A 15,610-nucleotide genomic window follows, 5' to 3' on the forward strand; every position below is an offset into this window, starting at 1 on the left:
GATCCCTTGTCTCAGCCGTTCAATGCCTGATTTTCTGCAACCAGTGCCATCACTGCCATACGCACGGCAATGCCGAACGTCACCTGTGGCAGGATCACGGCCTGGTTGCCGTCGGCGACGGCCGAGTCGATCTCCACGCCACGGTTCATCGGGCCCGGGTGCATGACAATGGCGTCGGGCTTGGCCAGCGCCAGTTTCTCGGGTGTCAGACCGTAGTATTTGAAGAACTCTTGCGTGGAGGGCAGGTATGCGCCAGCCATGCGTTCGTTCTGCAAGCGCAGCATGGCCACGACGTCGACGCCTTTCAGGCCTTCGGCCATATCGTGATAGACGTGGACGCCCAGTTGCTCCACGCCCACCGGCAAGAGGGTCTTGGGTGCAATTACGCGGATTTCCGGGCAACCCAGCGTTGAGAGCGCGTGAATCTGTGAGCGCGCTACGCGTGAATGCAGCACGTCGCCCACGATGGCGACCGTCAAACCGGTGAAGTCGCCTTTGAAGTGGCGAATGGTGTACATGTCCAGGAGCGCTTGCGTCGGGTGCGCGTGGCGGCCATCGCCGGCGTTGACCACGGCGATGCCCGGTTTGACGTGCTCTGCAATCAAATGAGCCGCGCCCGATTGCGCGTGACGCACCACGAACATGTCCGCACCCATTGCTTCCAGATTGTGGATGGTGTCCAGCAGCGTCTCGCCTTTGGCCGTGGACGATGCGTTGATATTCAGGTTGATCACATCTGCTGACAGCCGCTTGGCCGCGATTTCAAAGGTAGTGCGAGTGCGGGTGGAGTTCTCGAAGAAGAGATTGAACACGGACTTGCCGCTGAGCACCGGAAACTTTTTGTGGCCCGCTTCCATCTCGGCGACATACGTCGCCGCACGATCCAGAATCTGCGTGAGGATGGCGCGGGGCAAACCTTCAGTGGTCAACAGATGGATCAGCGCTTTGTTTTTGTTCAGCTGCGGATTGTGCATGCGCGTTATGTCCTGAAAATACGGGGCGAGGGCAGAGGTCTTCGGTCAGTCTGGCTGGGGTTGTCCAGCGGGATCAGACGGTGGCTCGATCACGGCGCCATCAAACCAGCCTTGCAAGATTTGCATGGCGGCGACCTGATCGAGAGCGGTTTTTTGTTTGCGGCCTCTTAGTCCGGTTTCGTTCAGCGCTTCGCTGGCGGCGGCGGAACTGAAGCGTTCATCCACATACACCACCGGCAACTTGAAACGGCCATAGAGACGCTGGCCAAACTTGCGGGCCAGGAAACTGACTTTGTGGGGTTCACCATCAAGCGAGAGCGGCATGCCTACAACCAGTACATCCGGTTGCCACTCCTTGATGATGTCTGCAATGCGGGCAAAGCGGGTGTCGTTATCAACGGCCGAAATGGTGCAAACCGGATGCGGAATGCCGAGCTCAGACGAACCCGTGGCGACGCCGATGCGGGCCTCGCCAAAGTCAAACGCCAATGCACTCGTCATTGCCGCACCATGGCGCGGTCATCAGGCATGGCCAGCTTCTTTGCTGAGCATGGCCATGTCGATACCCATCAGTGCCAATGCGGCTTCGTAGCGCTCTTCGGGCGGCAGATCAAAGATGATCTTCGGGTCGGCCTGAACGGAAATCCAGGCGTTCTGGCTGATTTCGTTTTCCAGTTGACCCGCCTCCCAGCCGGCGTAGCCCAGCGTGACAAACAGTTGTTCCGGCCCGGCACCTTCACCGACGGCCAGCAAGATGTCTTTGGACGTCGTCAGACCGATGTCATCCGTGACCGTGAGGGTGGATTGCCACTCGCCCAACGGCTGGTGCAGCACAAAACCACGGTCGGTCTGGACCGGGCCGCCAAAGTAGACGGGCAGTTCAATGACATCAGGCCGGTGCAGTTCGACGTCGATCTGTTCAAACAAGGCAGAAAGCGGCATACCCAGCGGACGGTTCACGATCACGCCCATGGCGCCACGTTCGTTGTGGTCGCAGATATAAGCCAGCGTGCGTTCAAAAACCGGATCAACCAGGTTGGGCATGGCAATCAGGAAATGGCGCGTGAGATTCATGTTCATGCTTCCAATTATCGCACAAAGCGGCGTGTTCACTTCGCCCTGGCGTTGCGGTTTTTCATGACGATGTATTAAAGCGCGGTCCCTCTCGTACAATAGCCTGCATTCGTCCCCGGAAAACGCTGATGGTTCAACGGACCTTGCTCTGGTTCCGCCGCGACCTGCGGCTCTTCGATCAGGCCGCGCTGTATCACGCGCTCAAAGACGCCCGTGAAGTGGTCCCCGTGTTTATTTTTGACCGGGATATTCTGGATGCGCTGCCCAGACATGATCGCCGGGTGGCGTTTATTCACGGCAGCATCAAAGAACTGCAGCTGGCGCTACGTCAGGCGGGCAGCGACCTGGTGGTGCGCCATGCCAGTGCGCCCGCGGCTATTGTGCAACTGGCGCGGGAATACGGCGTCGATGCGGTCTACACCAATCATGATTACGAGCCGGCGGCCACTGCACGTGACGCCATGGTCAGTCATGCATTGGAACAAACTGGCGTCATTTTCCGAACCTTCAAGGATCAGGTGATCTTTGAGCGCGATGAAATCCTGACCCAGGCAGGCGGCATGTTCAGCGTGTTCACCCCGTACAAGCGTGCCTGGCACTCAAAGCTGGATGACTTTTATCTGCGGTCCTACCCGGTGCAGCGATACATCGGCAATCTGGCGCACTTGCCGCCACAAACGCTGCCCGCGCTGACGCAACTGGGGTTTACTGAAGATACGCTGGCCGGCCTGCCCATCACACCGGGGATGACCGGCGGCGAATTCCTGTTTGAGGATTTTCGCCAGCGCATCAACCGGTACCATGAAGCGCGGGATTTTCCGGGCGTGAAAGGGCCATCTTACTTATCGGTACATCTGCGTTTTGGCACGGTGTCGATTCGGGAGCTGGCCACCTTTGCGCACGCGCAAGGCGGCATCGGGGCTGAGACGTGGTTATCTGAACTGATCTGGCGAGAGTTCTACCAGCAAATCCTCTGGCACCGGCCGGAGGTCGCTGAACACGCCTTCAAGCCCGAATACGATGCGCTGCCATTTCCCAATAACCAGGACTGGTTTGCCGCCTGGTGCGAGGGCAGAACCGGCTACCCGATTGTTGATGCGGCTATGCGCCAGTTAAACCAGACGGGGTACATGCACAATCGCCTGCGCATGATCACCGCCAGCTTTCTGGTCAAAGACTTGCTGATCGACTGGCGTTGGGGCGAGCGTTATTTCGCCGAAAAACTGATTGATTTTGATCTGGCGGCCAACAATGGCGGCTGGCAATGGGCGGCCAGTACCGGATGTGATGCACAGCCGTATTTCCGCATCTTCAATCCGGTGACTCAATCGCAGAAGTTTGATCCGCAAGGGAAGTTTATCCGTCGTTATTGCCCTGAACTTGCAGCGCTTGGCGACAAGGATATCCATGCGCCGTGGCTCGTGCGTTCGCCTGTTTTCGGGCAATTGGGCGCAGACTACCCGCCGCCACTCGTTGATCATGCGGTTCAGCGTGAGCAGGCGCTGGCACTGTTCAAGGTGGCACGGGCCTGATGTCGGCACCGTGTCATCGACGTTTTGCCGGTTGGTACAGACTGTCAAATATGGAAAAAGGCGTAGATTGTCGTCCCACGCTGGCCTAAACCGGTAGAAGTTGGCTTGCGTCGATTGATGACGTGGGCATAATTCAGCGCATACTCGCCCGGTCTATCCAACAAAAACAGGCCGCCTGATCCAGGACGGTTTCACGCAGGACAACATGCCGCAGCTGCCGGTTCGCACTTCGCTTGCCCGCCGCGCCCTCACCAGAATGGGGCTGCGCATTGCCGCCGTCATTGTGATGATCACACTGGCGGCGTATTGGCATTTTTATCACAGCCTTGAAGAAAGCATCGACGAAGGTCTGCGCAATTACGTGCAGGCGCGTGCTGATGGTGAAAGCGAGCACTTTTTGCTGGCTGAAACCCAGACCCGCATGCTGGCTGATGAGATGATCCGCCGGCTCAAGCAGGCAGGTGATCAGGACTACAGCGCACGCTTTGATAGTCTGTTTGCGCCGGGCAAGGATGGCGTGATCCGCGTGCGGCCAGAAGTGAGTGATTTTCACCATAAAGCGACGTTGTTTATCCGTAACGACGTACCGCTCACGCCGGATTTCAAACGCCGTATTGTGGTGGGTTTTGATTTGCTGACGGCCTGGGGGCCGCTGACCACCAACCGGTTTCTGGACAGTTTCATGAACATGCCAGAGCAAATGTCGCTCAATTACGCGCCATTTGTAGACTGGAGCCTGTCTGCCACGCCCAAAACCAATATCTACGAGTACGAAACAGTGTGGCGCTCTGCCCCGCAGAGCAACCCTTTACGCAAGCCATTCTGGACCACCGTTTACTTTGATGATGGTGCCCGCAAATGGATGGTGTCGCATGTCACGCCTGCCGATCTGGGCGGCCGTTGGGTGGCCACGGCGGGTCAGGATATCGTGATTGATGACCTCGTACGGCGTACGGCCAACGATCACCTTGCCGGCACCTACAACCTCATTGTGCGAGCCGATGGACAACTGATTGCTCACCCGCGGCTGAGTAAGGAAATCCAGTTGGCGGGCGGTAATCTGGATGTCTCGCACCTGCACGATCCGCAACTGGAAGCGATTGTTCACACCGCGCTGACGGTGGGGGACGTGGCAGACGTGGTCGAGACACCGGATGAAGCGTTCCATCTGGGGGTTGGCCGTATTCGTGGCCCGGATTGGCGGCTGATTGTGGTTTACCCCAGTTCCCGGATTGCTGCGGTGGCCCGTTCCAACGCCCGTTATGTGCTGATCCTGGGCGGGATATCGCTGCTGGTGGAGTTGCTGATTCTGTGGAGCGTGCTCCGAAAACTGGTCTCTGAGCCGCTGCATGAGCTGGTCGAAGCCGAGGCGCGCGTGGGCGATGGCAACTACGACGTGTTGCTGGCAAGTACGCATCGCCCCGATGAGTTGGGCCGGCTGGCGCATGGTTTTGAAATGATGGCGCGACGGGTGGGAGAGCGTGATCGCCAATTGGTGCAGGCCGCCAATGATCTGGCGCGTGAAGCCGACACTGCCCGGGTTAACGCGGCGCGGCTGGCTGCGCTGTCGCAAATCCTGCCCGATCCGGTGTTTGTGGTTGCCGCTGATAGCCGTGTGTGCGACGCCTTTGGCAATACTTCGCGTTTGTTTGAGGGCAACCCTACCGGGCATTCGATCTTTCACACCATGCCGCCTTCCGTGGTCGATGGCGGGCGCATGGCGCTGGATATCGCCGTGCAATCAGGCCTCGCGCAACGCATGGTGTACGACGCTGAATTGACCGAAGGCGTGCGCTGGTTCGAAGCACTGATCCTGCCGTTGCCGGGGTCTGCAACCGAAGGCCCGCAAGTGCTCTGGCTGGTCCGTGACATTACCGCGCTCAAACTGACAGAGGGTGAGCTCAGAGATGCCCGTGACCATTTGCAGGACATCGTCGCGGCACAAACCGCCGATTTGCGCGGCGCGAGGGATCGCGCCAACGACGCCAACCGCGCCAAGACGCAGTTTGTGTCCAATATCTCGCACGAACTGCGTACGCCCATGCACGCCATCCTGTCATTCGCCCGCATCGGTCTGGACAAGGTGGAGGGGGGGCGGCCAGAGAAACTTAAACGTTATTTCGAGAACATCATCATGTCGGGCGAGCGTCTGCTGGGCATGGTGAACGACTTGCTGGATATCGCCAAACTGGAATCAGGCAAGATGGATTACCACCTTGCGCCTCACCGGCTGGGCCGGATTGTCGATGGTGTGATTTCTGAACTGGAACCGCTAGCTGCTCGCAAACAGGTGGTGTTTGAACGCAAAATTGCGGAAGACGACGCGCTCGATTGCGATGCCACGCGGGTGGCGCAGGTCTTGCGCAACCTGATTTCCAATGCCATCCGCTTTAGCCCGGAAGCAGGCACCATTGCCGTGAGTGTCTGGCAGGAAGGCCCCATGCTGATCTCGACCGTAGAAAACGACGGCCCGCCGATCGCGCCGGAAGATCTGGAACGCATTTTTGAAAAATTTGTACAAGGTAGCGGGTTGAATCCGCCGGGTAGTTCAGGTCTGGGGCTGGCAATATGCCGGGAAATCGTCGAGGCCCATGGTGGGCAGATCAGTGCCGCTAACCGCGACCACACCGGTGCCATGTTCCGCTTTACCTTGCCGCGCCAGCAACCAACATTGCCGGAAGAAGATGCGTCCGGTGGCCGCAAGACCATCTGAAACAGCGTAGCGTTCACGGCGGATGGCGGCAGTTTGCTACAATGCAACGTTTCGCATTCTCTCTATTCCGGAATCCGCTCCATGACTTTGCTTCAGCTTCTCGCGCAGCGTGCCGCCGCCGCGTTTGCCGCCATTGGTGCGCCAGACGCGCAACCGGCAGTGCAACCGGCCTCCCGGCCGGAGTTTGGCGACTACCAGATCAACGGCGTGATGGCCGTTGCCAAGGCTCAGAAAGCCAATCCGCGAGAACTGGCCGCCCGCGTGCTGGAACACCTTGATCTGGCTGGTATTGCCAGCAAACTGGAGATCGCCGGCCCTGGTTTTATCAACGTTACCCTGTCTGATGAGTTCCTCGCCAGCCGCGTAGTCGCCGGCCAGCAAGACGTGCGTCTGGGCGCGGGCGTGTCGCATCCCGAAACCGTCGTGATTGACCTCTCCTCGCCCAACCTGGCCAAGGAAATGCACGTTGGTCACTTGCGCTCGACCATCATTGGCGACGCACTGGCGCGCGTGTTTGAGTTCATGGGCAACAAGGTCATCCGTCAGAACCACGTGGGCGACTGGGGTACGCAATTTGGCATGCTGACGGCGTACTTGTTTGAGCAAGAGTCCAGCAAACCGGCCGAAATGGCACTGCATGATCTGGAAACCTTCTACCGCGAAGCCAAGGGTCGCTTTGATGAAGACCCGGCATTTGCCGATACCGCACGGGATTACGTCGTACGGCTGCAAGCGGGTGACACGCGCGTGCTGGCGCTGTGGGAGCGTTTCCGCGAGATTTCGCTCGCGCACTGCGACGCCGTGTACAAGCAACTGGGCGTGAAGCTGACTGAGGACGACGTGATGGGCGAATCCGCCTATAACGACGACCTGGCCAATGTCATCGCCGATTTGAAGGCCAAAAACCTGCTGACGACCAGCGAAGGCGCCCAGGTGGTGTTCCTGGAAGAATTCCGCAACAAGGAAGGCGAGCCGGCGGCGTATATCGTCCAGAAGCAGGACGGCGGCTATCTGTACTCGACGACCGATCTCGCGGCCGTCCGTTACCGTAACAACGTGCTGCATGCTGACCGCGTGCTGTATGTGGTCGATGCGCGCCAGGGGTTGCATTTCCAGCAAGTGTTCACCGTTTCACGCAAGGCCGGTTTTGCCCGCCCTGAAATGCAAATGGAGCACGTGGCATTCGGCACCATGATGGGCAAAGACAACAAGCCCTTCAAAACGCGCTCTGGCGGCACTGTAAAACTGGTGGAACTACTGGACGAAGCTGAAACCCGAGCCTTTGATCTGGTGACCAGCAAGAACCCTGATCTACCTGAAGCCCAGCGCCGCACGATTGCGCATGCCGTTGGCATTGGCGCTGTCCGCTACGCCGATCTGGCCAAGCATCGCACCAGCGACTACGTATTTGACTGGGACAGCATGTTGAGCTTTGAAGGCAACACCGCGCCATACCTGCAATATGCCTATACACGGATCGCCAGCATTTTCCGCCAGGCTGGTGAGGTAGACGCTAACGCTGCGCTGCATCTGGCTGACCCGGCAGAGCACGCACTGGCGCTGACCCTGGCGCAGTTACCAGAACTGCTGCAACAAGTCGCCGCAGAAACCGCACCGCATTTCCTGTGCGCATATCTGTATACCCTGGCAACCCGTTTCAGCCGGTTTTACGATGCCTGCCCGGTGCTCAAATCCGAAGGTGCAACACGCGCCAGTCGCCTGCGTTTGTGTGCCGCCACGGCACGTACCTTGCAAACGGGCCTGTCGCTGTTGGGGATCGAAGTGCTGCAAGAAATGTAAGACTGGTGCCCCAGGTTGCAGTCAAGAAAACGGCCGGATTACCGGCCGTTTTTTATTGCGTTGATGGATTGAGATTGGTCTCGGGCCAGGTGGTTCAGGGCGTGTGAGCCGAGACCGGATCCAGTGCTTTGCCGACTTCCAGCCAGTTGGCGTGATGTTCTCGGATCAATTGCACGGCGTCTTCAATGCTGTCGACCACTACCGGAATCTGCATGTCGCGTTCTCCGGCGAGGCCTGCGCCGTTGCTGACCATATTCAGGCTGGCCCAGTCCACCAGGCCGTGCCACATATCGCCAATCAGGATCAGCGGCGTGTCGTAGAGTTTGCGCACTTGCAAGAGTTGCCAGACCATCGAGAGTTCCAGCAGCGTGCCAATACCGCCTTCGGTCACAATGAACGCGTTGGAGCGCTGAACAAAGTGATGCAAGCGCGAAAAGAACGTTTTGTGTTCATAGGCGCGGCCAACAAAGTCGTTCACATGTTGTTCGAAATCCAGATCAACGCGGATGCCTACGGATGCATCGGGGTCGTCTGGTTTGGCCTGGCGCGCGCCTTCATTGGCCGCCTGCATCAGGCCAGGACCACCGCCCGTAACAATGCGACAACCCATGGCTGCCAACTGCGAAGCCAGTTGTTTTACCGCTTCATAAGAGGGTGTGTCTTCCTGGATACGGGCAGAGCCGAAAATGGTGACGTGGTATTGGTCAGTATGGGCCGGGCGCAGGCGGGAGAGGTCATCCACCGTGTCCCACAGCTTGAGAACCGCGTCTGAAACAATACGCAGGGCTTCGGCGTCATCGACCACGCCGACGGGTTTATTGTTGGGATTGATCATGATGTCCTGTAACGATCTGCGCCGGCGTCACCCGGTCTGTTGGCTGCCGGTGTTGGCCGGCAAGGGAAGGGCCAGTCTAGCGGCATCAGGGCAGCTTTCAAAGGCCTTTCAAACGGATGGGCGTGGCATCGGGAAAATGTCACTCTCTCACGGTGGGTGAAGTTATTTCGACGCGATACAATGGCGCGGGACTCAATACCCCTTTTCGCTCAATTTGTTCTACGGGATCAAACATGAAGATGCGCCAGCTTTGCACCTTGTTCTTGTTGCTGTTGCCTGTGGCTAGCGCCTGGGCCGCCGGCACCGGCGTTCAACGCCTGCGTTGCGATGTACTCAGCTCTGACAAGGCACCTCGCACCAGTTATCTGAACGTTCAAACCGTGGACATGGGCAATTACTGGTTCTGGCGCGCTGATGGTGATTGCGCCACTTTCCTGTTCGACAGCCCGCGTTCCAACACCGTTGCGCCGACGTATTTTCCAAAGTCATTGCCAGGCGGTGACTGGAAAGACAAGCTGGTGATCGACTTCACCGGCAAGGGTGGCTACGGTATGGGTACTGGTCAGTTGCGTTATCACGCCATGCCCAAATATGTCACCAGTGGCGGGCAGGATATGGATGTTGATGTGAAAATCAATCATCAGGTGACTGGCGCACAAAGTGAAAACCAGTACGAAGAAGAATCCGCGCTGACGTATGCTCCGGCCACTGGCGCGTTGCTGCGTATGAGCGGCAAGGTGAAAGGGCTGTCCAAAGACTGGAACTCGTTCACCTTGATCAATTGTAATACCGCTGGCGTGAACTGCCCGGGCGGCGCTCCTGCGGCAGCCACCATTGCGCCGGAGTCTGCGACTTCCTCTGAACCTGCGTATGACAAAGGCGGTGGCCAGGCGGATGTACAGATCAAGCCGCTGGCGCCCTGAGTGATAAACCGGGTTAAAATCAACCATCAACGGGCGCGCCGGTGCGCCCGTTCTGGTCTGGCAGGCTCATGAATACACAAGAATTTCTGGATTACGCTGAAGATCGCTGTCGTGAACACGGCACGCGATTGACCACCATCCGCCGCCAGGTGCTGGAACACATTGTCGAGCAGCCTGGCTACAGCAAGGCATACGACGTGCTGGAGGCGCTGCGGCCTGAAACGGCCTCGCTGACGCCACCCACCATTTACCGGGCGCTGGAGTTCCTGGAGGCCGAAGGGCTGGTGCACCGGCTGGAGGTCGTGAACGGCTATGTGGCCTGCCAGCAGCATGACCATACGCATGAAACGCTGTTCATCATTTGTCCGTGTTGCGGCAAGGTGGCTGAAGCGCGGGGCGACACCTACGCGGCGTTCTTCAAGGGCATTCTGGTTGACAACGGGTTTGGGGCGGTCCCTCAACACCTTGAGGTCAAGGCCTACTGCAACGAATGCCAGGCGACTGGTGCCACCTGCGTGCATGAAAACATGGCGCCGCACCGACACCATCACGGCCACGATCACTGATCGCACATCCCGCGCGTTACGTCCCTCGTGGCGCGAAAAAAATAATGGCCATGCCGGCCAGTGACACCAGCGCCCCGATGGCATCCCAGCGATCCGGGCGCACGCCTTCTACTGCCCACATCCAGCCAATAGCCATCATCACGTACACGCCACCGTATGCCGCGTAAGTGCGTCCTGCGCCTGTCGGATGCAGGGTGAGCAAACCCGCAAAGGCAGCCAGGCTGATGATGGCGGGGATCAATAACCACGTTGGGGCACCTTTCCGCAGCCATAGCCAGGGTAAATAGCAGCCCAGGATTTCCGCCAGTGCGGTCACGACAAACAAGGTCAGTGTTTTCAGTGCGAACATGACAATATCATCCGGGTAATGGCGTAATTATCTATATATGAAGCGGTTTGACTGAGTATTTGTAGCAATTTTGTCCATATGGCTACCGGCTTGAGTCCATACGAAAACTAATTTATTAGTAATAATATCTATGCTGGTCTGGAAGGCGCTACAATGCCAGTCCGGTCATGCCCCGAGCATGGCATGATGAACGATTCTGCCGGCCCTGGCCCACGCGCTGTCGGCAACCCAAAGCTCAGGAGTATTGATGTTTGATCCCGTCGATCACCCGCATCGCCGATATAACCCGCTGACCGGGCGGTGGGTGCTGGTTTCTCCGCATCGGGCCAAGCGCCCCTGGCAAGGCCAGATGGATGCGCCGGTCATTGAAGCCCGTCCTGCACATGATCCCACGTGTTACCTGTGCGCTGGCAATCAGCGCGTTTCGGGTGAACACAACCCCGACTACAAACACACCTATGTGTTCGGCAATGACTTTGCTGCTTTGCTGAACGACACACCGGCGCCGCCGGAGAACCAGGACCCGCTGTTTCGTGCCGGCGTAGCGCGCGGTCTGGCTCGCGTGATTTGTTTTTCTCCTGATCACAGCAAGACACTACCGGAACTCTCGCTGGATGATCTGGGTTATGTGGTCAACACGTGGTGCGAGCAAGTCGCCGAGCTCTCGCAAGATTGGGAGTGGGTACAAGTCTTCGAGAACAAAGGCGCGGCGATGGGATGCTCCAATCCGCACCCGCATGGTCAGCTCTGGGCCAGTAATTTCTTGCCAACTGAAGTGGCCGCTGAGGACGAACATCAGGCGGCCTGGTTTGCCGAACACGGCACGCCCATGCTGCTTGATTACATCCGGCGTGAGCAAGCCGATGGCACCCGCACCGTGGTCGAAACCGAGCACTGGATTGCCGTTGTGCCGTACTGGGCTGCGTGGCCGTTCGAGACCCTGTTGACGCCTAAAGCACACGTTACCCATCTGGATAAACTCACCACCATCCAGAAAGAAGATCTGGCCGTGATCATCAAGAAGCTGACCACGCGCTACGACAACCTCTTCAATACGTCTTTCCCGTATTCAATGGGCTGGCACGGCGCGCCGTCCAGCGCGGCAAACGATGGCGTGCACTGGCAACTGCATGCGCATTTCTATCCGCCCTTGCTGCGTTCGGCCTCTGTGCGCAAGTTTATGGTTGGCTATGAAATGATGGCGGAAACCCAGCGGGACATAACCCCCGAACAAGCGGCTGCACGTCTGCAGCAATTATCTGAAGTGCATTATCTGCAAAACGAAAAGGGGCTGTGATGTCTGGTCCGGATATGCGCGTGAATGCGCGTTTCATTGAAACATTTGGTGTGCTGCCGCGGCACATTGTGCAAGCGCCAGGTCGGGTTAACCTGATTGGTGAACATACTGATTACAACGATGGTTTTGTACTGCCGTGCGCCATCAACCATTTCACCGCCATTGCGTGTTCTCCGCGTGACGACAATACCGTGCGCGTGGTGGCCGCTGATTATGAAAACCAGGTGGACATGTTCTCGCTGGATGGCGAGGTCGATCAGGCCAAAGACATGCTCTGGGCCACCTATGTGCGTGGCGCGATTGTTTATCTGAAAAAACGCGGCTACCAGTTTGGTGGCATGGACATGGTCATCAGTGGCGATATCCCGCAGGGGGCCGGCCTGAGTTCTTCCGCTTCCTTGATGGTCGCGGTGGGGCAGGCATTCAAAACAGCATACGAGCTGGAACTCTCACCTGCAGATAACGCGTTAAATGCCCAAAAGGCAGAGAATGAATTCGTAGGCTGCCACTGCGGCATTATGGATCAACTGATTTCTGCCAGTGGCCAGCCCGACCACGCCTTGCTGATCGATTGCCGATCGCTGGAAACGCGTTCGGTGTCCATGCCTGCCGGTTACACGGTGCTGATTCTGAACTCGCGCATCCAGCGTGGTCTGGTGGGCAGTGAATACAACACGCGTCGTCGCCAGTGTGAAGAAGCCGCAGCGTTCTTCGGCGCTAAGGCTTTGCGTGATGTGACGCTGGGCCAGTTGCAGGCGGCAGTGGGCAAGATCGATCCGGTGGTGTTCCGCCGTGCGCATCACATTATCACCGAGAACCAGCGCACGCTGGATGCCGCAGCGGCGCTGGCCAGTGGCGACATGACCCGCATGGCCGTTCTGATGGCGGAGTCGCATGTGTCCATGCGCGATGACTTTGAAATCACCGTGCCGTTGATTGATGAGCTGGTCGACATCGTCAAGCAAGTGGTTGGTCCGGCTGGCGGTGTGCGCATGACGGGTGGTGGCTTTGGCGGGTGCGTGGTGTCGCTGGTGCCAGATGCCATGGTCGAAGACGTCAAGGCGGCAGTTGCTGCGCATTACCGTAACGCACAAGGTTTACAGGCCGAGCCTTACGTCTGCCACGCCAGCGCTGGCGCCAGCGAACTGTGAGTTACGCATGAGCATTAGCCCGGACGTGTTGTTCCGGCGTTGCGGCCACAGCGGTGTCAAACTGCCGGCCGTTTCGCTGGGTTTATGGCATAACTTTGGCGATAACCGCGCCATGGTGGATATCCGGGCCATGCTGCACCGTGCCCTTGATCTGGGCGTGGTGCATATGGACCTTGCCAACAATTACGGCCCGCCTCCGGGCAGCGCCGAAACCCGGTTTGGCGAGGTCCTCTCTACCAGCTTGCGCGGCCATCGGCACGAACTCTTCATCAGTACCAAAGCTGGGTACGTGATGTGGCCAGGACCGTACGGTAACTGGGGGAGTCGTAAAAGCCTGCTGGCCAGCCTGGATCAAAGTCTCCAGCGTATGAGGCTTGATCACGTGGATCTGTTTTACTCCCATCGTCCGGACCCTGAAACGCCCGTGGAAGAAACCATGGCGGCGCTGGATGCCGCCGTACGCCAGGGCAAGGCGCGCTACGTGGGTTTATCCAACTACACGTTGCCGCAGACTATTGCGGCAGTCAGCGCACTCAAGCAATTGGGTACACCTTGCCTGATTCATCAGGCGCGGTATTCCATGTTCGAGCGCTGGGTGGAAGGTGGTCTGGTGGATTACCTGAAGACCGAAGGCATTGGATTGATTGCGTTCAGTCCGCTGGCGCAAGGTGTGCTGACTGATCGTTATCTGGACGGTTTGCCGGCGGGTTCGCGTGCTATGGACCCAGATAGCCCCTTTCTCACGCCGGAAAAAGTCCTACAACGCGTGGCCAAGGCGCGGCAGCTCAATGTATTGGCGCAAGCACGCGGCCAATCCTTGGCGCAAATGGCCCTCGCCTGGGTACTGCGCAACGCGACCTCGGCGATTATCGGTGCCAGCCGTGTGGCGCAGATCGAACACAATCTGGCCGCGCTGGCTCACACTGCGTTTACGGCGGACGAACTCAAAGAGATCGAATCCATCCTCGCGCAGGCTGATTGAGCGGGCGTAAGAATAACAGGCCAGTGAGATGGGCAGACCCTGCGGTCGGGTCGGATGAGGTCCTGTCGGCAAGCGCCGAGTCAGGCGTAAGTCGCCTTCTGATATACTGCGGCGCTCTCAAATTGCATGATTTGCTCATCACGCCGACGGCCGCGCTATGCTCTTGCTCTTACCTTTGCAGATCATTGTTGTGATTGCCGCTTGCCTTGCTGCTGGCTGGGCGGCGCGTCGCTGCGGCCAGCCACGTGTGGTGGGCGAGATGGCTGCCGGCTTGCTGCTGGGGCCATCCGTGCTGGGCGCAGTGGCCCCTTCTGTTTCGGGCTGGTTGTTTCCGCCTCAAGGCATGGCCGCGCTAAGTGCGATTAGCCAGGCGGCGATTGCCGTCTTCATGTTTTCTTTGGGACTGGAACAACAGGCAGGCGTGATCCGCCGGCAAAAGTGGACGGTCATCACCGTCAGCCTGGCCGGTATCGTGCTGCCATTTTCGTTGGGTTGCGTGCTGGCACTCTGGTTGTACCCACGCTATGCGCAAGGGCAGGTGCCACAATTGGCCTTTGTGTTGTTCACCGGTACCGCGCTTAGCATGACAGCGTTGCCGGTACTGGCCCGGATCTTGCGTGAAAAGGACCTGCTGGGCACCGAGGCTGGTGGCATTGCCATGGCCGCGGCCGTATTCAGCGACGTCTGCATGTGGCTACTGCTGGCCGTCGTGCTGATATTCTGCCAACCCGGCGCGGGTCAGTTGCCCACCATTTTGCTGGGTCTGGCCTGGGTTGGATTCATGCTTTGGCTGGTCCGTCCGGCCCTGGCAAAATGGGTGCAGTGGCAACCCTCATTGCGGGTTTATCTGATCACGAGCCTGATAGTACTGATCAGCTTTGCCTGGTTGGCTGATCACCTGGGTCTGCATATGTTGCTGGGTGCATTCCTGGCTGGTGTCGTCATGCCACGGCATCCGACTCTGGTGCCCAAAGTCTTGCGCCTTGTTGCGCGACCCATGGTCTGGGCGCTGCCGTTGTTTTTTGCCTGTACAGGGTTGCGTACGCATTTGCAGTTGGCTGGCATGACCGACGTGCTGTTGGTGGCGGCGGTGATCGGCGCGGCCTGTGTTGGCAAGGCGGGTGGCGCATTCATCGGCGCCCGCATGACGGGGTGCACTACGGGTACCTCTGCACTCGTGGCCGTGCTGATGAATGCCCGTGGCCTGATGGAGCTGGTGATTTTGAATATCGGTATGGACTTGGGGTTGATCACGGCACCCGTCTTTGCCGCGATGGTGTTGATGGCCTTTGTCACGACGTTGATGACAGGGCCACTGGCTGGCCTCTTGCAGGCGTCGCACCAGCGCAAACTGCAAGACGGGCTGCAGTATTGAGTAGAACGGCGGGCTATGGCAGCATGGGCGCGCTTTTTT

General features: G+C 58.4%; 14 protein-coding genes. 9 read left to right on the forward strand and 5 right to left on the reverse strand.

Annotated elements, in window-relative coordinates; genetic code table 11:
- Nucleotides 1-11 precede the first annotated feature (11 nt).
- From IEX44_RS12670 to IEX44_RS12680, 3 genes are read right to left on the reverse strand one after another with little or no spacing between them, the layout of a single operon-like run.
- Nucleotides 12-974, reverse strand: coding sequence for an aspartate carbamoyltransferase catalytic subunit (locus tag IEX44_RS12670; RefSeq protein ID WP_229679051.1), 963 nt, complete (start codon nucleotides 972-974; stop codon nucleotides 12-14).
- A 45-nt stretch (nucleotides 975-1,019) separates the two neighbouring features.
- The gene (ruvX, locus tag IEX44_RS12675; protein ID WP_188694233.1) at nucleotides 1,020-1,475 is read right to left on the reverse strand and encodes a Holliday junction resolvase RuvX; all 456 of its coding nucleotides are present in this window, start codon (nucleotides 1,473-1,475) and stop codon (nucleotides 1,020-1,022) included.
- 21 nt (nucleotides 1,476-1,496) lie between these two features.
- Nucleotides 1,497-2,048: a YqgE/AlgH family protein gene (locus tag IEX44_RS12680; protein ID WP_373287787.1), complete on the reverse strand. Its 552-nt coding sequence runs from the start codon at nucleotides 2,046-2,048 to the stop codon at nucleotides 1,497-1,499.
- A 128-nt stretch (nucleotides 2,049-2,176) separates the two neighbouring features.
- On the opposite strand from IEX44_RS12680, the gene IEX44_RS12685 reads away from it, so the two are divergent.
- The 3 genes from IEX44_RS12685 to argS all read left to right on the forward strand — a co-directional run bounded on the left by IEX44_RS12685 (nucleotide 2,177) and on the right by argS (nucleotide 8,093).
- Nucleotides 2,177-3,580 carry a cryptochrome/photolyase family protein gene (locus IEX44_RS12685; protein WP_188694239.1) on the forward strand — a complete coding sequence of 468 codons (1,404 nt, stop codon included), beginning with the start codon at nucleotides 2,177-2,179 and terminating at the stop codon, nucleotides 3,578-3,580.
- A 205-nt stretch (nucleotides 3,581-3,785) separates the two neighbouring features.
- Nucleotides 3,786-6,293 carry an ATP-binding protein gene (locus IEX44_RS12690; RefSeq protein ID WP_188694242.1) on the forward strand — a complete coding sequence of 836 codons (2,508 nt, stop codon included), beginning with the start codon at nucleotides 3,786-3,788 and terminating at the stop codon, nucleotides 6,291-6,293.
- An 81-nt stretch (nucleotides 6,294-6,374) separates the two neighbouring features.
- Nucleotides 6,375-8,093, forward strand: coding sequence for an arginine--tRNA ligase (gene argS, locus IEX44_RS12695; protein WP_188694245.1), 1,719 nt, complete (start codon nucleotides 6,375-6,377; stop codon nucleotides 8,091-8,093).
- A gap of 94 nt (nucleotides 8,094-8,187) precedes the next feature.
- Here the strand turns inward: argS and IEX44_RS12700 are convergent, their stop codons facing one another.
- Nucleotides 8,188-8,928 (reverse strand): LOG family protein, encoded by a 741-nt coding sequence (locus IEX44_RS12700; RefSeq protein ID WP_188694249.1) that lies wholly within the window; start codon nucleotides 8,926-8,928, stop codon nucleotides 8,188-8,190.
- A gap of 233 nt (nucleotides 8,929-9,161) precedes the next feature.
- Between IEX44_RS12700 and IEX44_RS12705 the strand changes: the two genes are divergently transcribed.
- Both IEX44_RS12705 and IEX44_RS12710 read left to right on the forward strand, forming a co-directional pair.
- Nucleotides 9,162-9,851 (forward strand): hypothetical protein, encoded by a 690-nt coding sequence (locus tag IEX44_RS12705; protein WP_188694252.1) that lies wholly within the window; start codon nucleotides 9,162-9,164, stop codon nucleotides 9,849-9,851.
- A 68-nt stretch (nucleotides 9,852-9,919) separates the two neighbouring features.
- Complete coding sequence (locus tag IEX44_RS12710; protein ID WP_188694257.1) at nucleotides 9,920-10,417, forward strand: Fur family transcriptional regulator; 498 nt, start codon at nucleotides 9,920-9,922, stop codon at nucleotides 10,415-10,417.
- A gap of 16 nt (nucleotides 10,418-10,433) precedes the next feature.
- Here IEX44_RS12710 and IEX44_RS12715 read toward each other — a convergent pair whose 3' ends face one another.
- The gene (locus IEX44_RS12715; RefSeq protein WP_188694261.1) at nucleotides 10,434-10,766 is read right to left on the reverse strand and encodes a YnfA family protein; all 333 of its coding nucleotides are present in this window, start codon (nucleotides 10,764-10,766) and stop codon (nucleotides 10,434-10,436) included.
- 247 nt (nucleotides 10,767-11,013) lie between these two features.
- Between IEX44_RS12715 and galT the strand changes: the two genes are divergently transcribed.
- The 4 genes from galT to IEX44_RS12735 all read left to right on the forward strand — a co-directional run bounded on the left by galT (nucleotide 11,014) and on the right by IEX44_RS12735 (nucleotide 15,571).
- Nucleotides 11,014-12,063 carry a galactose-1-phosphate uridylyltransferase gene (gene galT / locus IEX44_RS12720; protein ID WP_188694264.1) on the forward strand — a complete coding sequence of 350 codons (1,050 nt, stop codon included), beginning with the start codon at nucleotides 11,014-11,016 and terminating at the stop codon, nucleotides 12,061-12,063.
- Nucleotides 12,063-13,214, forward strand: coding sequence for a galactokinase (gene galK, locus IEX44_RS12725; RefSeq protein ID WP_229679053.1), 1,152 nt, complete (start codon nucleotides 12,063-12,065; stop codon nucleotides 13,212-13,214). Before galT ends, galK begins: the two co-directional genes overlap by 1 nt.
- A 7-nt stretch (nucleotides 13,215-13,221) precedes the next feature.
- A complete protein-coding gene (locus tag IEX44_RS12730; RefSeq protein ID WP_188694267.1) occupies nucleotides 13,222-14,196 on the forward strand; it encodes an aldo/keto reductase in 975 nt (324 codons plus the stop codon).
- Between the two features lie 157 nt (nucleotides 14,197-14,353).
- Entirely contained in the window at nucleotides 14,354-15,571 is a 1,218-nt protein-coding gene (locus IEX44_RS12735; protein ID WP_188694271.1) for a cation:proton antiporter domain-containing protein, read from the forward strand.
- Nucleotides 15,572-15,610: the final 39 nt, after the last annotated feature.

This window comes from Silvimonas amylolytica (assembly GCF_014645555.1).
GTDB lineage: Bacteria > Pseudomonadota > Gammaproteobacteria > Burkholderiales > Chitinibacteraceae > Silvimonas > Silvimonas amylolytica.